At 67.5% G+C, this 22,578-nt stretch carries 22 protein-coding genes; 5 read left to right on the top strand and 17 right to left on the bottom strand.

Features of this window, described 5'->3' with window-relative positions; genetic code table 11:
- Positions 1 to 29: 29 nt before the first annotated feature.
- The gene (locus ACQ3HB_RS10025) at positions 30 to 581 is read left to right on the top strand and encodes a DUF4916 domain-containing protein (RefSeq protein WP_430919903.1); all 552 of its coding nucleotides are present in this window, start codon (positions 30 to 32) and stop codon (positions 579 to 581) included.
- Positions 582 to 603: 22 nt separating this feature from the next.
- Here ACQ3HB_RS10025 and ACQ3HB_RS10020 read toward each other — a convergent pair whose 3' ends face one another.
- The 13 genes from ACQ3HB_RS10020 to ACQ3HB_RS09960 form a co-directional block, all read right to left on the bottom strand.
- On the bottom strand, positions 604 to 1,578 hold the full coding sequence (locus ACQ3HB_RS10020; RefSeq protein ID WP_430919901.1) for a GDP-L-fucose synthase family protein: 975 nt from the start codon (positions 1,576 to 1,578) through the stop codon (positions 604 to 606).
- A 1-nt stretch (position 1,579) separates the two neighbouring features.
- Positions 1,580 to 2,608 (bottom strand): GDP-mannose 4,6-dehydratase, encoded by a 1,029-nt coding sequence (gene gmd, locus ACQ3HB_RS10015; RefSeq protein ID WP_430919899.1) that lies wholly within the window; start codon positions 2,606 to 2,608, stop codon positions 1,580 to 1,582.
- A gap of 59 nt (positions 2,609 to 2,667) precedes the next feature.
- Entirely contained in the window at positions 2,668 to 3,066 is a 399-nt protein-coding gene (locus tag ACQ3HB_RS10010; protein WP_430919897.1) for an acyltransferase, read from the bottom strand.
- A 226-nt stretch (positions 3,067 to 3,292) separates the two neighbouring features.
- A complete protein-coding gene (locus ACQ3HB_RS10005; protein ID WP_430919896.1) occupies positions 3,293 to 4,618 on the bottom strand; it encodes a lipopolysaccharide biosynthesis protein in 1,326 nt (441 codons plus the stop codon).
- The gene (locus tag ACQ3HB_RS10000; RefSeq protein WP_430919894.1) at positions 4,615 to 5,493 is read right to left on the bottom strand and encodes a glycosyltransferase family 2 protein; all 879 of its coding nucleotides are present in this window, start codon (positions 5,491 to 5,493) and stop codon (positions 4,615 to 4,617) included. Before ACQ3HB_RS10000 ends, ACQ3HB_RS10005 begins: the two co-directional genes overlap by 4 nt.
- The gene (locus tag ACQ3HB_RS09995) at positions 5,490 to 6,287 is read right to left on the bottom strand and encodes a glycosyltransferase family 2 protein (protein WP_430919892.1); all 798 of its coding nucleotides are present in this window, start codon (positions 6,285 to 6,287) and stop codon (positions 5,490 to 5,492) included. Before ACQ3HB_RS09995 ends, ACQ3HB_RS10000 begins: the two co-directional genes overlap by 4 nt.
- Complete coding sequence (locus ACQ3HB_RS09990; protein WP_430919889.1) at positions 6,284 to 7,396, bottom strand: glycosyltransferase; 1,113 nt, start codon at positions 7,394 to 7,396, stop codon at positions 6,284 to 6,286. The genes ACQ3HB_RS09995 and ACQ3HB_RS09990 overlap by 4 nt, the downstream gene beginning before the upstream one ends.
- On the bottom strand, positions 7,393 to 8,559 hold the full coding sequence (locus tag ACQ3HB_RS09985) for a polysaccharide pyruvyl transferase family protein (RefSeq protein ID WP_430919887.1): 1,167 nt from the start codon (positions 8,557 to 8,559) through the stop codon (positions 7,393 to 7,395). The genes ACQ3HB_RS09990 and ACQ3HB_RS09985 overlap by 4 nt, the downstream gene beginning before the upstream one ends.
- Positions 8,537 to 9,574 carry a glycosyltransferase family 4 protein gene (locus ACQ3HB_RS09980; RefSeq protein WP_430919886.1) on the bottom strand — a complete coding sequence of 346 codons (1,038 nt, stop codon included), beginning with the start codon at positions 9,572 to 9,574 and terminating at the stop codon, positions 8,537 to 8,539. Before ACQ3HB_RS09980 ends, ACQ3HB_RS09985 begins: the two co-directional genes overlap by 23 nt.
- Positions 9,575 to 9,648: 74 nt before the next feature.
- Positions 9,649 to 11,157: a sugar transferase gene (locus ACQ3HB_RS09975; RefSeq protein ID WP_430919884.1), complete on the bottom strand. Its 1,509-nt coding sequence runs from the start codon at positions 11,155 to 11,157 to the stop codon at positions 9,649 to 9,651.
- A 152-nt stretch (positions 11,158 to 11,309) separates the two neighbouring features.
- Positions 11,310 to 12,341, bottom strand: a complete 1,032-nt coding sequence (locus ACQ3HB_RS09970; RefSeq protein WP_430919882.1) for a hypothetical protein — start codon at positions 12,339 to 12,341, stop codon at positions 11,310 to 11,312.
- Complete coding sequence (locus ACQ3HB_RS09965) at positions 12,338 to 12,934, bottom strand: arsenate reductase/protein-tyrosine-phosphatase family protein (protein WP_430919881.1); 597 nt, start codon at positions 12,932 to 12,934, stop codon at positions 12,338 to 12,340. The genes ACQ3HB_RS09970 and ACQ3HB_RS09965 overlap by 4 nt, the downstream gene beginning before the upstream one ends.
- A gap of 137 nt (positions 12,935 to 13,071) precedes the next feature.
- Positions 13,072 to 14,451 (bottom strand): tyrosine-protein kinase domain-containing protein, encoded by a 1,380-nt coding sequence (locus tag ACQ3HB_RS09960; protein ID WP_430919880.1) that lies wholly within the window; start codon positions 14,449 to 14,451, stop codon positions 13,072 to 13,074.
- A gap of 130 nt (positions 14,452 to 14,581) precedes the next feature.
- Here ACQ3HB_RS09960 and ACQ3HB_RS09955 point away from each other — a divergent pair, with 130 nt between their 5' ends.
- The 4 genes from ACQ3HB_RS09955 to ACQ3HB_RS09940 all read left to right on the top strand — a co-directional run bounded on the left by ACQ3HB_RS09955 (position 14,582) and on the right by ACQ3HB_RS09940 (position 19,500).
- A complete protein-coding gene (locus ACQ3HB_RS09955) occupies positions 14,582 to 15,376 on the top strand; it encodes a CPBP family glutamic-type intramembrane protease (protein WP_430919878.1) in 795 nt (264 codons plus the stop codon).
- Positions 15,377 to 15,381: 5 nt separating this feature from the next.
- Complete coding sequence (locus ACQ3HB_RS09950; protein ID WP_430919877.1) at positions 15,382 to 17,253, top strand: DUF4012 domain-containing protein; 1,872 nt, start codon at positions 15,382 to 15,384, stop codon at positions 17,251 to 17,253.
- Between the two features lie 84 nt (positions 17,254 to 17,337).
- On the top strand, positions 17,338 to 17,898 hold the full coding sequence (locus ACQ3HB_RS09945; protein WP_430919876.1) for a sortase: 561 nt from the start codon (positions 17,338 to 17,340) through the stop codon (positions 17,896 to 17,898).
- A gap of 162 nt (positions 17,899 to 18,060) precedes the next feature.
- Positions 18,061 to 19,500 (top strand): phytoene desaturase family protein, encoded by a 1,440-nt coding sequence (locus tag ACQ3HB_RS09940; RefSeq protein WP_430919875.1) that lies wholly within the window; start codon positions 18,061 to 18,063, stop codon positions 19,498 to 19,500.
- Positions 19,501 to 19,616: 116 nt separating this feature from the next.
- Here ACQ3HB_RS09940 and ACQ3HB_RS09935 read toward each other — a convergent pair whose 3' ends face one another.
- The 4 genes from ACQ3HB_RS09935 to ACQ3HB_RS09920 are packed head-to-tail and all read right to left on the bottom strand — an operon-like array spanning position 19,617 to position 22,541.
- Entirely contained in the window at positions 19,617 to 20,252 is a 636-nt protein-coding gene (locus tag ACQ3HB_RS09935) for a hypothetical protein (RefSeq protein WP_430919874.1), read from the bottom strand.
- Positions 20,249 to 20,878 carry a hypothetical protein gene (locus ACQ3HB_RS09930; protein WP_430919872.1) on the bottom strand — a complete coding sequence of 210 codons (630 nt, stop codon included), beginning with the start codon at positions 20,876 to 20,878 and terminating at the stop codon, positions 20,249 to 20,251. The genes ACQ3HB_RS09935 and ACQ3HB_RS09930 overlap by 4 nt, the downstream gene beginning before the upstream one ends.
- The gene (locus ACQ3HB_RS09925; protein ID WP_430919871.1) at positions 20,875 to 22,239 is read right to left on the bottom strand and encodes a hypothetical protein; all 1,365 of its coding nucleotides are present in this window, start codon (positions 22,237 to 22,239) and stop codon (positions 20,875 to 20,877) included. Before ACQ3HB_RS09925 ends, ACQ3HB_RS09930 begins: the two co-directional genes overlap by 4 nt.
- Positions 22,236 to 22,541, bottom strand: a complete 306-nt coding sequence (locus tag ACQ3HB_RS09920) for a hypothetical protein (RefSeq protein ID WP_430919870.1) — start codon at positions 22,539 to 22,541, stop codon at positions 22,236 to 22,238. The genes ACQ3HB_RS09925 and ACQ3HB_RS09920 overlap by 4 nt, the downstream gene beginning before the upstream one ends.
- Between the last annotated feature and the right edge of the window lie 37 nt (positions 22,542 to 22,578).

The raw sequence follows: 22,578 nt of genomic DNA, 5'->3' as shown, positions 1-22,578 counted from the left end.
GCGGCCGGTCACACGATCAACCCGCTCGGTTGGAAGTCGCGGCCGCTGAGAGTGCCCAGAATAGTCGTATGCCATTTTTGCCTCCTGAGTTGTACGAGCAGATCGAACAGAGCGTTCCGATCGTCTGTGTGGACTTCGTCCCGGTGATGAGGAACGCGGACGGCGAGATCGACCGACTCGGGCTGATCCGGCGGCATTCGCCCTACGGTGAAGTTTGGTGCCACCTCGGCGGTCGGGTCCGTTTCGGCGAGACCGTCGCGCATGCGATCGATCGCCACCTGACGGAGTCGATCGGCGATGTCTCGCTCGGCCTCGGGGTCGACCCACAGCCGGAATACGTCTATCAGTGGTTCCCGGAACGGGTGGCGCCGGACAACGGGCTGCTGTTCGGGCGCGACCCGCGCAAGCACTCGGTCGGGCTCTCATTCATCGTTGAGATCGAGGGGGAGCCGGCGGCCGTGCCCGAGAGCGAAGCGCTCGACTTCGCCTACTGGCCTGTTGATGCGCTGCCGGAAACATGGCCGGGCTGCGTGCAACTCTTCGAGCGCTTGGGGCTCATCGAGCAGTCGCACGTCGCCTGACCACGTTTCCGGTCATGAGGCGCTACTCGCGGATCGAGTCCACGTTGGCGCGATACCACTCGACCGTGGAACGCAGCCCGTCTTCGAGGGAGATCTTCGAGACCCAGCCCGCGTCGGCGAGCTTCGACACGTCGAGCAGCTTCTGCGGGGTGCCGTCGGGTTTGGTGGTGTCCCACTCGGTGGTCCCGGAGAAGCCGGTCACGCGACCGATGGTCTCCGCGATCTCGCGGATCGTCACGTCGGTGCCGGTGCCCACGTTCACTTGGGCGGGGCCGTCGTAGTGTTCCAGCAGATGGAGTGCGGCATCCGCGAGGTCGTCGACGTGCAGGAACTCACGACGCGGAGTACCGGTACCCCAGTTCGTGACCGTCTCCGCGCCTGAACTCGCGGCTTCGTCGTAGCGGCGGATGAGTGCCGGCAGGACGTGCGACCCCTTCGGCGAGAAGTTGTCGTTCGGGCCGTAGAGGTTCGTCGGCATCGCCGAGATCCACGGCAGGCCGTATTGCCGCCGGATCGCCTGGATGTGGAGGATGCCGGCGATCTTGGCGATCGCATACGCATCGTTGGTCTCCTCCAGGTGACCGGTCAGCAACGAATCCTCGCGGATCGGCTGTTCGGCGAACTTCGGATAGATGCACGACGACCCCAGGAAGAGGAGCCGCTCCACACCGTTCTCGAGTGCCGCATCGATCACGTTGAGTTGCATCCGGAGGTTGTCGCTCAAGAAGTCGACCGGGTAGGTGCTGTTCGCGAGGATCCCGCCGACCTTCGCCGCAGCGAGGACGACGTACTTCGGCTTCGTCTCGGCGAAGAACGCGAACACCGCTTCTCGCTGCAGCAGGTCGAGCTCCGCGTGCGTCCGCCCGACGAGGTTCGTGAACCCCTCGCTCTCGAGCTTCCGCCAGACGGCGGAGCCTGCGAGACCGCGGTGGCCTGCGACGTAGAAGGTGCCCTCACGGTCGAGCGGGCCGGGAGTGAATTCCACGGCGTCGGTCATGTCAGGCCTTCCACGACGCAAGGTCGACGGTGTCGATCCATCGCTTGCTCTCGTGTTCGAGCGCTGCGCGGTCGGCGTCCACCATGAGCTTGGCGAGCCCTCGGCCGTCGATGGTCGGAACCCATCCGAGTTCGTTCTTCGCCTTGCTCGGGTCGCCGATGAGGGCATCGACTTCGGTGGGTCGAAGGTAACGCTCGTCGAACTTCACGTGGTCCTGCCAGTTGAGGCCGGCGTGCGAGAACGCGGTCTCCAGGAAGTCGCGAACGGTGATGCCGGTACCCGTGGCGAGCACGTAGTCGTCCGGAGTGTCCGCCTGGAGCATCCGCCACATGCCTTCAACGTACTCCGCGGCGTAGCCCCAGTCGCGAACGGCGTCGAGGTTGCCGAGGTAGAGGGAGTCGGTCGATCCGGCCGCGATCGCTGCGACGGCCCGAGTGATCTTGCGCGTCACGAAGGTTTCGCCACGACGAGGCGATTCGTGGTTGAAGAGGATGCCGTTGACGGCGAACAGGTTGTACGCCTCGCGATAGTTCTTCGTGATCCAGTAGCTGTACAGCTTCGCCGCAGCGTAGGGGGAGCGAGGGTAGAAGGGCGTCTCCTCGTTCTGGGGCGGAGGAGTCGCGCCGTAGAGCTCGGACGAGGACGCCTGGTAGAAACGCGTCTCGATGCCGGCCAAGCGGACGGCTTCGAGGAGGCGGATCGTTCCGGTGCCGGTCGTGTCGGCTGTGTGCTCCGGCTCGTCGAACGAGACGCGGACGTGGGACTGGGCCGCGAGGTTGTAAACCTCGTCCGGACGGATCTCCGCCAGGAGGGTGACGAGACGCGATCCGTCGCTCAGGTCGCCGTAGTGGAGGAACAGCTGGGCGCCGCTCGTGTGCGGGTCGACGTAAATGTGATCGATTCGAGCCGTGTTGAACGTCGACGAACGACGGATGAGGCCGTGAACCTCGTATCCCTTGCTGAGCAAGAGTTCGGCGAGATAGGAGCCGTCCTGGCCGGTGATTCCTGTGATGAGTGCGCGCTTAGTCAATCGAGATCCCTAGGGCTATGCGAGTGGTGAATGGATGGGGCAGGGTGTGAGGGTGATGCTCAGACGATGTCGACTTGTTTGATCGATACCGCGGGATTGCCGGCGAAGACGCTGTTGGCGGGAACGAAGCCGGAGACGACTGACCCCGCACCGATGACGGCGTTGTCTCCAATGGTCGTCCCTTTCAAGACGATCGCTCGAGCGCCGATGAAGACGTTGTCGCCAATCGTGACACGGTGACGATCGGTGGGTTCCGGTAGCGGCGCGAATCTGCGGTTCGCTGAATGCACCGGGTGAAAATCAGTGTCCACGATCAACGCACCGGAACCGATGAGGCAACCGGTTCCGATGGTGATCTCCTTCGCGGAAACGATAGCGGCGCCGCTGATTCCGCAGTTCTCCCCGATCGAGATCGACGCGGATGGCGTCAGTGTGCGCAGAATGACGGGGTGAGGCACGCCGATCACCTGGAACGAGGCCCACGACGTTCCGACGAATCCGCGCGCGATGCTGATGGTCGAACCGGCTACGAGCCGAACGATGGGCATGCCCGCCATCCTCGCATTGTCGAGGCCGGTGATGCCCTTGCGTTTCATCCGCAGTCGGAAGAAGAAGGAGAGTACGGCAACCAGTCGAAGCCTCATCGGTTCTCTGCTTCCTGTTGGCGGTGCGGTTTCAGGATGGTCATGTCATCGCCACATTTCGTCGGAGTCTGGCCTGTACGAGCAGAATGCTTGGGACGACCTGGAGAAGCAGCATCGCGACGGACGTGCCGAGGTACGGTGCGACAGCGCCAATCGAAGGCGTCGTGACCAACATGAACGAGATCGACGTCGCGGCCACGAGGATGACCAAGCTCGCTTGGATCTGCAATCCTCGCGGGTCGTTGAGGAACATGGCGCTCGGTTGGTGCGCCGCGGTCACCAGGATGTAGCCGGCAGCTGCAGCGCACAACCAGATCGACGGCATGACGCCGCCGTTGGTGAGGATGCCGGCCGCGAACGGCACCACGAGGACGATCGCGACGCCAGCCATGAGTCCGATGACCGAGAACAAGAGGACGTGAGCATTGAAATCGCCGCTCTTCAGGGTTCCCGTCGAGACTCCCGTGCGGTACTTGGTCCACAGGTTCTGACCAATCACTGTGATGAGAGCGAGCGCCGGGCCCGCGAACTGCGCGACGACCGAGTACTGGGCGACGTCGTCGGCGGTACCGATGTTCGCGAGGATGAGCCGGTGGCTCTGGAAGCCGGCCGCGAGCCCGATCGAGATGATGAGGAACGGGATCGCCGTCGAAGCGGTCTTCACGTCGTTCGCCACAGGACTCCGGAGGCCGGTGCCGATGCGCATCATCCGCACATCGGTCTGACGCATTGCGACGATGTAGCTGACCACGGCAATAGAGAGGTACGCGACACCCGGCGCGAGGAAGTAGACGAACGCCGGAGCGTGGAACACGACGCACGCGCCGACGACCACGATCGTGAACGCCGGACCGACGAGTCCGGAACGGACGACATCGATCATCCGTCCACGGCCCTGCAGGATCCGGTTGCCGAGACCGAGCGGCAGGCTGAGCGCGATGCAGGCGAGCGTGAACGCCGAGGCCTCGACCGCTCCGGGGACGTCAGCGATGACACCGAGGATCGTTCGCAGACCGCCGGTGGCCACGAGGACGACGTCGACGACGATGATGAACGCCGCCACGAGGACGAGCAGGTCGCGCACCCGGCTGAGGTGACGGCGGTACTGCTCCTCCGTAATGGTTTTCGCGCGCGCATCGGAGGTCGAGTTGACGACGCTTGCGCCGAGCCCGAGGTCCGCGAACGGCAGGAGGTTCACGAGCGAGGCGATGAGCGCGTATGCGGCGTACTCGTGCGCACCGAAGCCGCGCGTCAACGCTGCGATCGCGCTCAGGTTGGCGAGGAGACCGGCGACCAGCCCGAGCGTTCGGAAGAACGCGGTGCTGCCGAGGTCGATCTCCTGCGCCTGACGCCACAAACGCTTCATGCGTTGGACACCCGGCTCTGGGTTCTCCGGCCACGCAGCTTGGCGAGCATGGACGAAGGCGAAGCCGTGAACGCGCTCAACACCAGCAGCGCTGCCTGCACCCGATTGCCGTGGGCGGCGGCGACACGGGAGGAACGCATCCGGCTGGCCGCGAGTATCGCCGCCTCCGACATCGGTTCGATCGCGATGCCGAGAGCGATCGCGTAGTGCGTGCGGAGCCGTTCCTTGTCGGTGAGCGCCGCGAGGGTGCTCGTCGAGGACTTGCCAGCGAAGAGCCGGTAGCGCGCGGACGGCACATCGTGTTGTTCGAGACGACCGACCATCGAGAGGCGGATCATCAACTCGTAGTCCTCCGCGAAACGCGGACGGAGCTCCGCGGGCTCGAGCGACTGCGCGGCATCGAGCGCGGACCGGCGGATGACCGCGGCGGCCGGCGGCCACGGGCCGAACCCCTGCGTGAGGAGCGCTTCCGTCGATACCTCTTTATAGGAGGTTGGAAGCAGCCGTTCCGAGCCGTCGGGCATCAAACCGATGACCCGTCCGGCCGAGACCGCGAGGGTGGGGTCGGCGCGGAGCACGTCGAGGGACCGTCGGATGCCGTCCCCGATGACCTCGTCGTCCGAATCGAGGAACACCACGAACTGTCCGCGAGCCGATGCGAGGCCGTTGGTGCGCGCAGCCGACGCGCCGGAATTAGCCTGACGGATGACGGAGGCACCGGCCGAGGCCGCGCGTTCAGCCGAGTCGTCGGTCGAACCGTCGTCGACCACGATGATCTCGGTCGCATCGTTGATCGCAGCGCTCGCAATGGCAGCGTCGATGGTGCTCGCCGCGTTGTACGAGGGGATGACGACGGAGAGGAGCGGAGCGGTCATCGGCCCTGCACCACAGGACGGGTGGACGGGGTGGCCCGCTGCACCAGACGGCGCTGGACACGGTCCCCGATCGTGCCGACGGCGAGCAGGCTCGACGCGACCGTGTCAACGAACCGGTTCCCGAGGACCACGACGCCCGCGGTCTTCCGCGCCCGGCGCATGTCCGAGTAGTGGGCCCAGGCGCCACGGGTTGAACCCGCGCCGCTCGCATCGAAGTCGCAGAGGAACTCCGCCCACACAGTGGGGCGTTCCGCCATGCTCGCCTTCATCATGAACAGCTGGTCGCTCGTCAGACCGAAGTCGATGTCGTAGCCGCCGAGTTCCCAGAAGAAGTCGCGGGTGAAGACCGTCGCCTGGTGAGGGAGCGGGCGGCCCCCGAGCAGGAAGCGCTGGTGGTCGAACGGCACGCGTCCGCCGACACCGATCGGAGTACCGTCGGAAACGATGCGGGACAGTCCGTAGCCCCATCGGAATGACGGGATGTCGGCGTGGGTCGCGACGAACTCGGCCGAGGTGGGGGAGCGGAACACGTCGGCGGAGTTCATGAACCACACGATGTCGCCGGTCGCCGCGAGGGCGCCCTTGTTCATGGCGTCGTAGCGCCCCTTGTCCCGATCGGAGGTCCACTGCGTCCGCTCGTCGAGCGTCTCCAAGTACTCGCGGGTGCCATCGGACGAGCCGCCGTCGACGACGATGTGCTCGATGTCCGCCCATGTCTGCGAGCGAACGCTCTCAACCGTCTTCTGGACGCCGGCGCGGTCGTTCCACGCGATCGTGACAACGCTGATTCTCATCGTTGGGCTCGTGCTCTCTCGTTGGTGGCGCTGATGGGGGAGCCGTATGCGCGGAGCAGGCTCTCACGCGCGTCGTCGACCGATGCGCGGCTGATCGCTGCGTGGGTCTGGGCGGCGACACCGGCTCGGAACGGTTCGTCGGCGAAATACCGGTCGACCGATGCCGCGACGGAGGCCGCATCGATTCCGGCGTCGGCGTAGCCGAGGGACTGCAGGGTGGGAAGCGATCGTGTGAGGACAGGTGTGCCAGCGGTTGCCGCCTCCACGATGGAGATGGGCGCGGCTTCCCACGCACCCGTGTGGAGGTACAGCTCTGCGGAGGACACCGTGTCGACGACGTCGGACGGCGTGAGCCAACCGGTCACTCGCACACCGCGGGATTCGAGATAGGCACGATCCTCGGTGTCGCCGTCGCCGATCCAGACGAACTCGGCGTCGGATGACGACAGTTCGGCGGCGTCCGCGTACAAGCGGGGAAGCTTCTGCGGTCCGATCCGTCCCGTCATGACGACCGTCCCGGCGCGAGCGCCAGTGTTTGCATCCGCAGCGGGTGCGGTGGCGGCAGGGTTGCCGAATGGTTCGCGAATCGATCCTTCCGAAGCGACGTTCGGCACGTACTCCACGCGGCCTCGACCACGCGGGGCCAGCGCGAGGCACAGTTCAGCTTCGTGCGGGCTGACTGCGACGAAGGTCTGCTTCCGGACGGCGAGTGCGCGCTCGGCGAGACGGTACGCCGAGCGCTGCAAAGCTGAGACGTCGGTGCGTTCGAAGGCGAAGCAGTGTGGCGAGTACACGATGCGGGTCCCTCGCGGCAGGACCGTGCGGGCGAGTCCGGCGAGGCTCGAGTGCAGATGGACGACATCCGGGCGGATCTCGATCACCATTCGCCTGACCCACAGCAGGTACGCGGGAAGCGAGCCCTCGAACGTGCGCAGTTCGGCGTGCTCTGGGAGCGTGTAGGTCGCCTCCTGCGATCGCGGTCGGCCGAGTACGAACTGCTGCGAGTCGCCGAGGAGTCGGGCGTACGCTGCGATGGCGCTCTGCACGCCTCCGCCCATCGCTTCCGTCGCATGGACGATGCGAAGTGGGGTGTTGTCCTGGTTCGTCACAGGTGTGAGCTCCCAGCGGAGGCGACGCCCGTGGATGCCGTGGGCCCGCGTCCGGAAGCCAACGCGGAGCGGAGACTGTCGATGATCGACGCATGCCCGTCCGCGATGTGGCCGCTGCGATCACGGATCGCCGACCAGTAGGACGCAGGGTCGCCTTCGATGCGCGCACGGAGCGCTTCGATCTCGGGCAACGTGGCGTCCCGCGCCGAGAGGACGTAGTCCTCGAGGCCCAGATCCTCGAACGCGCCCCAGCCCTTGCGTTCGTAGCTGAGGTGGATCGTCGGGTATCCGGCGATGAGCGAGGACAGCGCACCGTGGAGCCGCGTGCTGATGACGACCCGAGGGGCGTTCTCGGCGAGGACGTCGCGGAGGTCCGGTGCGTCGAACCCCGCGAGGCGCGTGGTCAGAGGAGTGTCGTTGTTCCCGCCGCCTCGCGACTGGACGGCCCAGTCGTATTCGCCGGACGCCGCCATCTGGTCGAGCAGCTCGTAGTAGTGGCGAGGACGGTTGAGATCCCGTGCGATCACGATCGGTCGTGCCGCGGCGACGAGTTCGCCGGGTTCGGCGAACGCGCCGCCGAGTTCGAGGACGGCCATGTCGGGTGCTCGGCGGACACCGGCGACGCCGGCCAGTTCGCGCACGGAACGATCGTCGCGGACGAATACCGCGGAGACGGACCCGAGCTGACGGCGCATCATCGAGAGGTAGAGGCCGCGGAACGGCCCGATGCTCTGCGGCAGATAGACGGAGCGGTCACCGTGTCTCGCGGCCAGCTTGACCTGCCCGTAGTGGGCGCCCCAGCTCTTCACGGACTCGGCGAAGTGCCCGCCGCGGAGGTAGCCGCCGCCGACCGCGATGATCACGTCGGCCTTCGCGACTGCGTCGCGTGTTTCACGAGACGGTCCGGTCAGGCCGGTCAGCAGCATGCTGAGGCGGCGACCGAGTTCGCTGCCGCCCAAGCTGATCGGACTGGTCCACTGGATGACTTCGTCACTGGCGAACGCCTCGGCATCGGACGCGATGACGACGACGTCAGCCTCGCCGAAGGCTTCGGCGACGATCGATCTGGCGAGCTCGACGAGCAGTCCGTCGCCGGAGTTGCGGGGGCTGTACGCGTGCAGGATCACCACGCGGGTGCGATCACCGGGTGAGATGTTCGACAATGCGGCTGGTCCCTTCGAGGAGTGAGGCGGACGCGATCGCGTCGGTGTGTGCAGTTGCGCGGACCGCCTCGTGGGAGACGAGACGCTGCACGATGGAGGCAAAGCCGTCCGGTGAATCGAAGAACCACATCGGCCCGCTGGAAGCGAGGTCGAGGAGCGGTCGGATGTCGGAGGCGATGGTGCCGCGTCCTCGTGCACGCGCTTCCCAGATGATGAGCGGGTTCAGCTCCCACCGGCTGGGGAGGAACACTGCGTCCGACCAGTCCAGGTGTTCGACGATGGCGTCGGTATGGCCGATGACCTCGACGTGGTGCAGGTCCGAGATCTGCGCTGCCAACCCGTCGACGAGCTCACGCTCCTCACCATCGCCGATGATGCGGAGGCGGATCGGGATGTCGGATGCGTTGAGCAGTTCCGGGGTGCGGTCGAGGCCCTTCTGCTCCGAGAGCCGCCCCGCGAAGACGAGCCGCAGTTCGTCCAGTTCGCCCGCTCGCGCTTCGGGCGCATCGTGCGAGCCGACCGCGATGCCGTTCGGTTCCAGAACGATGCGCTCCGTGGGTGCGTACTTGCCGACCTTGAGTTCGGTGACGGCGCTCGCCGCCGGAGCCGTGACGAGGGCGGAGTGGCCGACGGCGCGACGCACGAACGCGTCCTCGACCCGTCCCTGCGTGCCGGATGCGTCCTGGCTCGGCAGCTGGTGGAACGTCGTCACGAGGTCGATCGATCGCAGCGTCCGCGCAGGCAGCATCCCGAGGACGAGATGGCTGCCGCGCATGAGGGAGTAGACGACGTGGGCCGATTCGACGAGTGGGCGCAGGCGGCGCCGTGCGCGCCAGATCCCGGCGGGGGTCCGCGGCTCGTCGAACTCGATCACCCGTCCGGCGTTCTGCTGGATGGCGTCGTGGTTGCGATTGCCGCCGAAGAGGATCACCACGATCACGCGTTCGCGCGGGAGCTGGCGGAGGATCTGGACGAGAGCGCCCTGGGCGCCGCCGCCCTGCGACCAGGGAACCACCACGAGGATGGGCGATGGAGGGAGGGCAGGGGATGTCGGGGGCGTCGGCGAGAATGACTCGGATTGCCTCGGCATCAGTACGCGTCTTTCCCTGGATTCACAACGGCTCGGAACGTGCGCCACAGGATGTGGATGTCGCTCGTGAGGCTCCAGTTCTCGACGTAGTACAGGTCGAGGCGGATGGCGTCCTCCCAGCTGAGGGCGGATCGTCCGCTCACCTGCCAGAGGCCGGTCATGCCGGGCTGCACGATGAGGCGACGACGAGCGGCGTTGTCGTAGAGGGCGACTTCGCCTTCGCGCTGGGGGCGCGGACCCACGAGGCTCATCTCGCCGCGGAACACGTTGACGAGCTGTGGGAACTCGTCGAGCGAGTGCTTGCGCAGCATCGCACCGACACGGGTCAGACGAGGGTCGTGCTTGACCTTGAACAACGGCTGGTCCTGCGTGCCCTGCTCCGCGAGCAGCGAAGCGAGCTGCGCATCGGCGTTCACGATCATCGACCGGAACTTGAGCATGTGGAACGGAGTGCCGTTCAGGCCCACCCGCTCCTGGCGGTAGAAGATCGGGCCCGGGCTCGTCGCCTTGACGAGGATCGAGACGACGAGCATCAGCGGCGACGAGATGATCAGCAGCAGCCCCGAGCCGATGACGTCGAACGCGCGCTTCGTGAAGCGGGCGCGTCCCTCGTAGCGAGGCGTTTCCACGTGGATGAGCGGGAGGCCGGCGACCGGTCGGGTGTGAATTCGCGGGCCACCGATGTCGGTGAGGCTGGGCGCGACCACGAGGTGTTGGCGGCCCTGTTCGAGGCTCCAGCTGAGTTCGCGCACGCGGTTGGGTGGCAGTTCGTCCGAGCTCGTGATGACGACGGTGTCGGCGCCGGTCGCTTCGAGGGCGGCGAGCACGGTGTCGACGGTTCCGGAGATCGGGACGGTCGTGCCGGCGAGGAAGTCGCCCGGCTGACCGGCCGGGATGCAGGCTCCGACGACGCGGTACCCGGCGTACGGAACGCGGGACAGCTCGTGGGCGATGTGCGACGCGGACGCTTCCGAGCCGACGAGCATGACCGTGGACGAGAATTCTCCGTGCGAACGCTGCACGCTCAACCACTGGCGCCACAACCAGCGCGAGAACAGGAGCACCGCGATGCCGAGCGGGAACGCCACGAGGATGTAGCCGCGGGCGAGGTCGAGCTTGAAGAGGAACGCCACGATGGCGATGAGTCCGAAGAGGCGGATGCTCGCATCTGCGATGAGTCGGTACTCGGTGTTGCCGCTGCCGATCACGCGGTACTCGCGGGTGCCGAAGACGCTGAGCAGCAGGAGCCACGCCGCGATGATGACGACGGTGATCGCCGTGTAGTTGATGGCCAGGGGGAAGTCGGCGTTCGTGAACGTCGCCGATTCGGTTTCGAAGTCGAACCAGACGAGCTGCACGCCGAAGACGACCCACACGAGGACGAGGACGTCGGTGATCACGAGGCGCGTCGCGTAGACGTCGCGCCAGTCGCGCTTGGACGCAGTGTTCGACTGCGGAAGAGGAGTGCTCGCAGACATCGTTGACGGCGGCACGGATGGCTGCATCATGCGGTCTCCGTGGGATAAACGTAGGTGCGTGTTGACCTACGAATGGGGGGCGTTTGGCAAATATAGCGTCCGCCCGCTGTCAAGGGTGTCCCCCAAAAAGCGGTAGTTTCCCAGTATTCGACGAATGTAGGGGTAACCCTACATCTGTGGGATTACGCCCAAGTGGCGCCCGTGTCACCCGAACGGAGGACACGATCGCCCGACCATAACCAGACGGTCGATCCCGATACGGCGACCGCTTGCGCCCCTGACGTCGATGCTTCCGTCGCACATCCGTGAACGGTCGCCGTCGAAGATCCGCTGAGTGACCCGCCGAGCGACTGGACGGACACACCCGAGCACCCCGGGACCCCGCCGGATGCGATCCACAAGCCCTCGTTCGAATCACGCACACTGAGGACACCGGACGCTGGAAGTGATATCCATGCCGCCACCCCCGGCTGCTGCAGGTGCAGGCCGTCGGGGCACACGGCGACGACGCCGGAATCGGTTGTAACAATTTGACGCACGTCGTCGCAGGCGGCCGTCGCAGGCTTGCCGTCGATGATCGTCGCGGCTGAAGCGTCAGCGGTTCCGTTCGCCCCGGCGGGTTGCGAATACGTCGCAGCGTCGAGCGCACCAGTGTCGACGGCCCAGAAATCACCGGAGGTGTACGACACGAACGCCCCGACGGTGCAGGCCGTTCCGGAACCACCGATGATGCGCACGTCGGTCGAGTTGTCCGCTTCCAGCGAGAGGACCCCGCGGATGCCGAAACTTCCGGTCGACAGCGGTTGCCACGTCGAACCGGCATCCGAGCTGCGCTCGATGACTGCCGGGGTTCCCGTGCAACTTCCGGCGGTCGCGCGCCAGAGCGTCGTGGCGTCGCCCGCCGTGAGGAAGCGCGCGGAGCTGGCGGGCACCGATCCCGTGGACGCGTCGGCAGCCGCGGTGGGCGTCGCCGTCGGGGCCGGCGACTCGGTCGACCTCGGCTCGGAGGTGAACGACGGGACGGGGCGAGGCGTCGCGTGGTCGTCCACGGCCTTCGTCGAGTTGAGGGCGAGGCCGATGAGGATCACGTCGACGACGAGGAAGACCACGATGCCGACGATCGCGAGGATGCGCAGATGCGACGACCCGAAGCGGTCCTTCCAGGTGCGACGCTGCTTCGGCTTGTACGTGGACCGGCCCCGACGAGTGCTCACGGCTGGTCTCCGAACGGTGCGGAACCGGAGCCAGTGGCGGGCGCGATCAACCGACTCGCGATCGTGTCGACGAGTGCGGCGATCCGGTCGCCGACCCGCCCGTAGACCTCGTCGCCACGGCGGTACGGGTCCTCGATGTCGTCGTCATCGGGGTTCTCCGGCGGGGCAGTGGCGCCGCGCTCGGCGGCGGCCTCCGCGACGAGGTCCCACGGGTCCGCGATCGGCGGGAGCGACTCGACGAGCCGTGCGAACTGGGCGATCGTGAACGTGTATCGGGCGGCCCGGGGGAGCGCACGAGCGATGGCGCTGCGGTGTTCTCGCGTGGCCGCGAGCACGAGATCGGCTTCGCGGAGGACCGCCGCATCGAGAGCACGGGGTGCGTGCCCGGTCGGGTCACCGCCGAAACGACGGGACTGCGCCACGACCTCCTCCGGCATGACGAGGCCCTGGACGATGTCGGTTCCGGCGCTCGACACGAGTGCGGGCACTCCGGCGGCCTGGAATCGGCTGCGCAACAGCTGCTCCGTCAACGGCGAACGGCACACGTTGCCGGTGCAGACGATGACGACGGTGAACGGCGATCGATCCGCCACGGGGCTTCTCCTCCGGAACTCTGGAACGGACGTCGGTCGACGTCCGGGCAGTGCGGCAGCGGTCCCCGGCCGCTGGACGGACGACCGGGTCGGTCACCGCCTCAGAACTGTGGATCAGGCTCGCGCAGGTGGATCGGTCAGGCCTTCTCCGGGCCGTAGCCGTAGCCCGCGCCGTAGCCGTAGCGAGCATAGCCGTAGGCGTCAGGACCCTTCGTCGGCACCATCGTCATGACGAGGCCGGCGACTGACGCGTTCACGTGCGCGAGCGATTCGATCGCGCCCTTGAGCTGGTTCTTGTGCGTGCGGCCGGCCGCGACCACGAGCAGTGCGCCGCCCGTGTGCCGGGCGAGGAGCGCGGCATCGGTCACCGGCAGGAGCGGCGGTGCATCGATGAGCACGTAGTCGAACTGCTGCTCGAGTCCCGTGATGAGCTTCTGCATGATGGCCGAGCCGAGCAGCTCGCTCGGGTTCGGCGGGATCGCGCCGGCGGGCAGGAGCGAGAGCTTGCCGCGCCCCCACGACTGGATGGTGTCGTCGAGCGTCGCGCGCCGGATGAGCACGTCGCTGAGTCCCACGGCGCCCTCGATGTCGAAGTAGTCCGCGAGCTTCGGACGGCGGAGGTCCGCGTCGATGAGGAGCACGCTGTGACCGGCGTCGGTGAGCGCGATGGCCAGGTTGGCGGCCGTCGTGCTCTTGCCCTCGCTCTGGATCGAAGACGTCACGACGTAGCTGCGCGGCTGATCGCTCACATCGAGGAACTGCAGGTTCGTGCGCAGGCTGCGGAACGACTCGGAACGGGGGCTCTTGGGGTCGGCCTGGACGATGAGCGGACGCTGCTTCGCCTTCGGATCGAAAGCGATGCCGCCCATGATCGGCAGCTCGGTGACGACTTCGATGTCCCGCTCGTTGCGGATGCGCGTGTCGAGCGTCTCGCGGAGCACGGCGAAGGCGACGCCGAGTACGAGACCGACGAGCAGTCCGAGCGCGAGGTTCAGCGGCACGTTCGGGCTGACCGGCTTCGTCGGAACCCCGGCCTCCTGCACCCGGGTGAGCTTCACGGGGCTCGCGCCGCCGTTGTCGGGGGTCTCGATGTCGGCGACGACGCCCGTGAGGCTCTCGGCCGCCGTGTTCGCGATGTCGGCGGCGCGCACCGGATCGGTGTCGGTCGCGATGATCTCGATGAGCGTCGTGTCGAGCGGGGCGGATGCGGTGATCTGCTTGGAGAGCTCGTCCGCGGTCTTGTTCAGGTCGAGCGTGGCGACGACCGGGAGGAGCACGATCGGCGTGTTCACGAGGTCTGCGTAGGTCTTCACCCGCTGCTGCGTGAACGTGTTGCCCTGTGCCAGTTCCTGCACGTTGTCGCTCGACTGGATCGAGACGAACACCTTCGCTGACGAGCTGTACGTCGGCGTCTGCAGGAGCGAATAGGTTGCGGCCGACCCGACACCGAGGAGGGTGAGGGCGGCGATCAGGATCCAGTACTTCCTGAGAACCCGGAGGTAGTCGCGGAGCTCCACTGTCGTTGCATCCCATCGAAGAGTGCGGTTTGCACCCCGAATGAGGCACTCATGGAACATGGTGCCACAGCCTCGGACGAACCTCGTGCGTTCGTCTCGTCGGGAACTCCGATGCCGTAGCTTTGCTCCCGTGAGCGAGCAGCAGGAAGAAACCACCGCGTCCAGGCGCGGATCGAAGTGGTGGCTGGCGGTGGCCGCGGCCGGTGCGGTCGTCGCGATCGGGCTCTCGCAGGTCCTCGAAACGGCGGACGTCCGCGGCGCGGTTCCGGGGCTTCCGGTCGTCGGCTACCTCGTCGTCTGGGTGCCCTTGCTGGCGGCCGTCATCGCTGCGTCGTTCCTCGCCGGAACCCGTTCCCCGGCCCGCGACTTCGGCCTTGCATTCCGGCCGCTCGACCTGTTCTGGGGGCTCATCGTCGGTCTGCTCGCCCGGTGTGTCGCCGTGCTCGTCGAAGTGCTCGTGAACGGTCGGCCGCTCGCCGTCTCCGGTCCGACGCTCGATGCTGACGGCGCGTCCGGCACCGCCGCATCGACCATCGCCCTCCTCGTCTGGGGAACGATCGCGACCGTCGCGATCGCCCCGTTCGTCGAGGAGCTCTTCTTCCGCGGACTCGTCCTCCGAGGAACGATGCGTGCGCTCGGCGGATCGCGGATCGGCGCCTCGATCGGCGCATCCGCAGTGAGCGCGGTGGCCGTCGTCGTGGCCGCGATCGTGTTCGCGCTCGTGCATCTCGTGGGGGTCGCGACGCCCGCGCAAGCGCTCACGATCGGCCTCTCGACGTTGGTCGTCGGACTCGGCGCGGGAGCCGTCGCGGCGGCCAGCGGACGCCTCGGCGGAGCGATCATCGCCCACGCGGTCTTCAACGGCTCCGTCGTGGTGTTCGTGTGGATCGCCGCGTTGACCTCCAGCGCACCCGTGGTTGAATAGCGCCCATGTCCGCCCCCGAACCAGACGGTTCCTCCGCGCCCACCGACACCCCCGATCGCGCTGCAGGCTCCCGCACCCGTCGTCCGTCGCGCCGCGCCCGCCGCGCCAAGCGCCGCAAGCGCATCATCTGGTGGAGCGTCGCCGGCGTCCTCGTGCTGCTCATCGGCGCCACCGCGTGGATCGGTGTCAGAGCTGTGCTGGCGAAAGACGAACTGCAACAGGCGGTTCCGCTCGCGAAGTCGGTGAAAGCGCAGGTCGTCGCGGGTGACACGGCGGCCGCCGGGAAGACGGCGGACGCCCTCCGCACGCACGCCGTCGCCGCGGCTCAGTTGACGAGCGACCCGATCTGGCGAGCCGCCGAGATTATCCCGTTCGTCGGCCCCAACCTCGCCGCGGTCCGCGAGGTGGCGGGCGCGACGTCCCAGATCTCGACCGGCGCGGTCTCACCGCTCGTCCGGCTCGCCGGCAAGCTCACGCCGGCCCAGTTCAAGCCCGTCGACGGCGCCGTCGACGTGCAGCCGCTCATCGATGCGCAGGCCGACGTCCGCGTGGCAGACGATGTCCTCGAAGCCGCGAACAACCGCGTGCGATCCATCGACACCTCGAAGACGATCGGCGTCGTGACGTCCGCGGTCGACGAACTGAGGCCCGTCCTCGCCGAAGCGTCGTCCACGGCGGACGCCGCCCGACGGGCCGTCGACCTCCTGCCCGCGATGCTCGGTGCGGACGGCCCGCGGAACTACCTCGTGCTCTTCCAGAACAACGCCGAACCGCGCTCCACGGGCGGCAACCCGGGCGCCGTCGCGCTCATCGGCACGAACGGCGGCAAGGTGTCGATGCTGCAGCAGGCGTCGACCTCCGACTTCCCGCCGACCGCCGAACCCGTGCTCCCGCTGCCGCTCGAAACGCGCGGCATCTACGGCGACATCACCGGCCGGTACCTGCAGGACGTGAACCTCACCCCACGATTCCCGATGAGTGCCGAGCTCGCTCGCGAGATGTGGAAGCAGCGCTTCGGAACCGAGGTCGACGGCGTCCTGTCGATCGACCCCGTCGCGCTCGGCTACCTGCTCTCGGCGACCGGGCCGGTGACCCTCGAGACCGGCGACGTGCTCACGAGCGAGAACGTCGTCGACGTGCTGCTGAGCCAGGCGTACGCCCGCTACGCGGATCCAGCGGACCAGAACGTGTTCTTCGCATCCGCGGCAGCAGCGGTGTTCGAGCGCGTGGCAGGAGGCGACTTCGACCCGGCCAAGCTCCTCGCCGCGCTCGCGAAATCGGGTGAGGAACGTCGCACGATCATCTGGAGCGCCCACCAGGACGAGCAGACCGAGATCGCCGGCACGACCCTCGCCGGAGAACTGCCGGCGAGCGATCGACAGGCCACCCGATTCGGGGTCTACCTGAACGACGCGACCGGCAGCAAGATGGGCTACTACCTCGACGCCGACTACGCGATCGGCCAGAAGGAGTGCCGTCAGGACGGGCGCGCTTTCGTCGGCCTCCGCGTCACATTGCGCAACAACGCGCCTGCCGATGCCGCCTCCACGCTGAGCGATTACGTGACCGGCGGGGGCACCTACGGGGTGCCGGCCGGCAACATCAGGATCACCGTGAGCGTCTACGGCCCGCGGAAGTCGCTCTTCCAGGGCGCGACCAGGGACGGCGCGGAACTCTCGCCCCAGACCGCCTCGGACGGCGGGTTCCCGGTCACGCATTTCGAGGTCGAAATCGCTCCAGGACAGTCGACGGAGATCGATCTGGGGACGCTCACCGAGCCAGGATCGTCGAGTTCGCTCGAGGTGGTCTCCACGCCGACTGTTCACACGACCGAAACACAAAAGTTGGCCACGGGGTGCCAGTTGCCCCTACAGTAGGGGTGATCTTGCGGTCTCCGCAGTCAGCCGACTTGCACACGGTTTGCCCAATCACCCATCGCCTCGACCTCCATAGGGGAACACATGCTGAAGAAAGTTCTGGCAGTGATGGCACTCGTCGTCGCCGGCCTGTTCATCGCTCCACTGACCGCCAACGCCGCCGGGTACGTCCCGGCCGGCAACGTCTCCGTGACCGGTAACCCGGTTCCCGGCGGCACCACTGCAGTCGGCTTCGCCGACGGCTCCTTCACTCCGGGCGAGACGGTTTCGTTCTCGGTCACCGGTTCAGGCACCGCAACGCTCGCCGTCTTCAAGTCGGCAACGGTCTCGCTCTCGAAGTCCGCTTCGGGCGCCGGCGCCGTCTCGGTCAACGTCACGCTTCCGTCCGACGCGACCGGCACCTACACGCTGACCGCCACCGGTCAGACCTCGCAGAACGTCGGCACCGCCACCTTCTCCGTCACCCCGGCAGACGCCGCGGGCGGCAGCGGAAGTGGCAGCGGCAGCGGTGACGGCCTGGCCGACACCGGGTTCGCAACGCCCGTCGTCGTCATCTGGGCAGCAGCCGGCGCAGTCGCGCTCGGTGTCGCTCTGATCGCCGTCCTGCTCCTGGTTCGTCGCCAGCGCGCATCGACGATCGCCTGATCACCACACACTGATCCGCTTCGAGAGCGGCCGCCGACCTCTTGGTCGACGGCCGCTCTCGTCGTTCATCCCAGCGTCCGACCGGCGTTCCGGTCGAGCCGGACGGTCCCGCCGGTCCGGACACTCCGGCGTTCCGGACGAGGCAGGGCCTAGGCTGAAGTCGTGGTTAATGCAGTTGTGGTGGGCAGCGGACCGAACGGCCTCGCGGCGGCAGTCACGCTCGCGCGCGCCGGCCTCGAGGTCGAGGTCCACGAGGCGGCCGATGTGCCAGGCGGCGGCATCCGCACCCTGGAACTGACCGAGCCCGGCTTCCTGCACGACGTGTGCTCCGCCATCCATCCGATGGTCCTCACCTCCGAGTTCTTCCGGAAATGGCACGCGACGGACCGGGTGGACTACGTGGTCCCCGAGGCGTCGTACGGGCATCCGCTCGACCACGGGCGTGCGGGCATCGCCTACCGCGACCTCGAGCGCACCGTCGACACGCTCGGGGTGGACGGCACTGCCTGGCGTCGACTGTTCCAGCCGATCGTGGACGGCATCGACGCGGTCTCAGAATTCACGCTCAACCCGTTGCTGCCGATGCCGAAGCGGCTGTTCGGGGTGATCCCATTCGGGCTGCGCTCGCTCGAGATCGGCTCGCCGGCGTGGCTCGCGCGCTTCCGCGGCACCGTTGCACCAGGGATGCTCGCGGGGGTCATGGCGCACACGATCACCCGCCTCCCCGGCCTGCCAGCAGCAGGTGCCGGCCTCGTCCTCGCGACCACGGCCCATGCTGCGGGCTGGCCGTTGCCGGTCGGGGGAGCACAGTCACTCGCCAACGCGATGATCGCCGATCTCGAAGCCCACGGCGGGCGTGTCGTGACCGGGCATCGGGTCACGTCCGTCTCGGATCTGCCGATCGCCGCCGCAGTGCTCTTCGACACGTCGCCGCGCGATCTCGTGCAGGCCGTCGGCAGCCGCCTCCCGGACAAGTACATCGCCGCGCTCCGGCGCTTCCGTTACGGCAACGGCGTCTTCAAGATCGACTTCGCCGTGTCCGATCCGATCCCGTGGACCAATCGCGAACTCCTCACGACGCCCACCGTGCACATCGGCGGGACCGCGCAGGAGGTCGCCGCCGCCGAGAACGAGGTCGCCGACGGGCGTCACGCGGAACGCCCATACGTGCTCCTGTCGCAGCCGTCGCTCTTCGACTCGACGAGGGCGCCGGACGGCAAGCACACGGTCTGGGCGTACTGCCACGTGCCGAAGGGGTCCGACGTCGACATGACCGAGGCGATCATCGCGCAGATCGAACGGTTCGCGCCCGGCTTCCGCGACACGATCATCGCTTCCGCGGGACGATCCGCCGTCGTCGTCGAGCGGGAGAACCCGAACGACATCGGGGGCGACATCTCCGGGGGAGAACCCTCGATGGTCCAGCTGCTGCGCCGCCCGGTGGTCAGTGCCGAGCCGTGGCGGACGCCCGCGAACGGCGTCTACCTGTGCTCGAGTTCCGCGGCGCCCGGCATGGGCGTGCACGGGATGCCGGGCTATCTGGCGGCGAGCTCTGCCCTGCGGCACACGTTCCGACTCCCTGTGCCGTCGCTCGCGCCGTAGCCCCAAACCTCCGTTTTCGTGCAAGACGCCCGTTTTCGTGGGCACTTTTTGCACGAAAACGGAGGTTTGAGGGGCAGGGAGGGGCCGGGCGGGGCGGAGGAGGGCAGGAGCAGGGGCTACCAGCGGAAGGTGTGCACGATCGCATCGACGAGGTTCACGAGGACCTCGACCGTGGAAGCAGGCAAGCGTTCGTCGCCGACGCGCCCGAGGACCGTCCCGCTGATGACGACGGCCAGCTGCCGAGGCAACACCTGGGACACCGGGACGAAGTAGTCGATGCGGATGAGATCCACGGCCGTGTCCTCCGGCGTCTCGCGGTCGATGCGGAGTGCTCGCGTGACAGGGAGGTCGCCGAGCGCATCGGTCGTGATCGACACGGAGCGATTGCCCTCCTCGGCCACGTCCCACGGGCTCGGCAGTGCGCCAGCGAGGTACGCGGCGACCGCTGCATCGCTCGCCGGTGCGATCACGATGTTCGCCGGCACGACGGCGCCCGCACGCGTCGTGACCGGGAGGAGGACGTCGACGCCTCCGCCAGCGGTCGTCTGGCTGCGGAGCGTACGGAGCTGTCGTCGCAGCGCTGCACGGAGAGCGACGAGCTCACTGGTCGACGCTCCGGAACCCGTCGGCGCGAGCCGGGCGACCGAGACCTCGACCGGTTCACCGGCCGGCAGATGACCCCAGCCGGGCGGGAGCGTGAACTGGAACTGCTTCGCGGCTCGCGCCCTCGCGACATCCGTCGGCGCGCTCATCCACGGCCCGCCGATGCGTCGTCATCCGAGCTGGACGATTCGGTGAAGGTGAGCGCTCGGGCGAGTCCGTCGATGTGAGGCCGGATCCGGGAGAGGTATCCGAGATCGAAATCGGCGACGCTCACCGACGCCCACATCCCGTCGAGCGCCCACCCGTAGCTGCGCACGCCGATCAGTGTGCCGTCGGGCGCTTTCCGATGCATGAGCGTTGTGATGCCATCGCCGAGATGAGGGGAGCTGAACCGTTCGACGACCGGGCGCTCGTGCAGCCCGGGCTGGTCCAGCTGCAGGAACTGCTCGAGCGTCGCGTACGAGCCGTGCACGCGATCGTGTGCGGTGATGCGAGCGATCCGCGGCACCATGCTGAGATCCGGCGCGTAGGCCAGCGTCCAGTTCGTACCGCCGCCGTCGCGACTGAGCGCCATCTCGACCAGATCGTCACGGAGCGCTCGTCGCTTCATGAACGTGAAGCCGGATCGTCTAGCGATCGTCCGCGAAGCGGCATCCGCCCAGGACGACGGGTCCGCGAACTGCTCGTGCGGCCAGATGTGCGGCACCCAGACCCAGGAGTTCGTGTCGTAGTCGATGAGGTGGATCATCACGAGGCCGGGATCGGCAGCGCTCATTGCTCGTCTCCTGAAGGTGTGCCCGGATCTGTATTCCCGTTCGGGTATATAAACGGTCCGGGGAGTGTGATGAGCCCGTTCGGAGCTGGCTGCACGATGCCGTTGCCGCCGTCGACGACCCGGTACGAGCCCTCGAAGGCCGGCACTTCGGGCACGAGGGCGTACTCGTCGACAGGTTTCTGCTGCGTGTCGCCCGTGAGACCGAGGAACGGAATCGGCTCCTGGTGTGCTGCGGGCGCCTGCGCATTGGGTTCGAGGTCAGGCAGCGCGGACGGGGAGCGCTCGGTGATCGCGGAGCCCGCCTCGAGGCTGATCGCCGCGAAGATGTCGATCTGATTCTCGAGGAAGTACTGGGCCGCCGCCTTCTGGGTCGGCCCAGCGCGACCCATCCCGTCGAGGTACGCGTCCATTTCGGGGCTCGTGTTCTTCGTCCGCGGGATGCCGGCGAGCGACCCGACACCGGACGACGGCACGTCCATGTTGCGGAGCATCTTCGCGATCGGTCCCTTCAGGAACCGGCTGAACGGGATGAGGCCGATGAGGTCCCACGTGAGCTGGTTCTCGAGGCCTTTCTCCCCGGAAGCCATCGCGATGCCGCTCATCCCCGCCTGCAGGATGCCGATGCCGAGTCCGGCGACGCCGACGACTGCTGCGGCGGCTGCAAGCGCGGGAGGCAGCGCGAGGCCGCCCGTGCCGATCGTCGCGAGGACGAGGCCGATGATGGCGACGATGGCGACGATGCCGATCACGATGAAGCCGACGACGGTGAGGACGTCGTAGACCGCTTTGCCCCAGTCGTCCCACCAGGTGTCGTTCATGCCGTCGCCGTCGACCGCCGTCGTGATCATCGCGGCCGCGGTCCGTCCGGCGTTCTCCGCGCGGATCGCCGCATTGTCGATGTCGACCTGGGATTGCTCCCGGGCGATGCGCGCGTGTTCGAGACGGATCCACGCGGCATCGGACTCGCTCTTCGCCTGGGCTGCGTTCGGGTCGGCGGGGTTCGCCTGCGCCCCGAACGTCACCTGCGCTTTGGCCTGGTAGTCGCTGTTCGCGGCGGCGTGCTCCGTGTCCGCGGTCTCGGCCGCCGCGATCGCGTTCTTCTCGTCCTGCTGCGCGCCCTCGAGCTCGTCGGCGTAGAAGGCGAGCGCGTCCTGCACGGCCCGGTAGCGCGGTTCGGTGAGGCCGAGGTTCGTGCCCAAATACTCGGCGTTGTCGCGATACTCGATGATCGCGATGCTCGTCTGCTCGCCGAGTTGGATCGCCTGCAGCTGTTCCGATGCCGCGACGATCGTGTCCGCGATGCCGCCATACGTGCGAGACCAGGACCGGATGGCGGTCGGATCGCCGGTGATGGGGCTCATCCGTCGTCTCCGTCGGTGCCGGTGCCGCTCGCGGCCGCCGCGCTGTCGGCGTCCCATCCCTCGAAGTGGTCGGCGATGGCGGTGCCCATCGCGGTGAGTGTCGTGATCGCCTCCGAGAACTCGCTGCGGCGCGTGTCCCAACCGGTCGCGAACTCGCGGATCGTGCGGGCGAGCAACTCGTGGGGGATGTGATCGGCGGCCGATTCGGTGCGTTGTTCGGCGCCGTCGAACTCCTGCTGGAGCGACTTCAGGTTCGACGTGGTGTCCCTGATGAGCTGGGTGTCGACGAGGATCTGGTCCACGGGAGTCCTTTCGGTGGGTCTCGCTGCGTCCATCGTA

Source organism: Plantibacter lichenum (genome assembly GCF_050587525.1).
In the GTDB taxonomy this organism is placed as follows: domain Bacteria; phylum Actinomycetota; class Actinomycetes; order Actinomycetales; family Microbacteriaceae; genus Plantibacter.
Note: the sequence above shows the minus strand (reverse complement) of the source record. Positions and strands in the feature narration are given on the sequence as shown.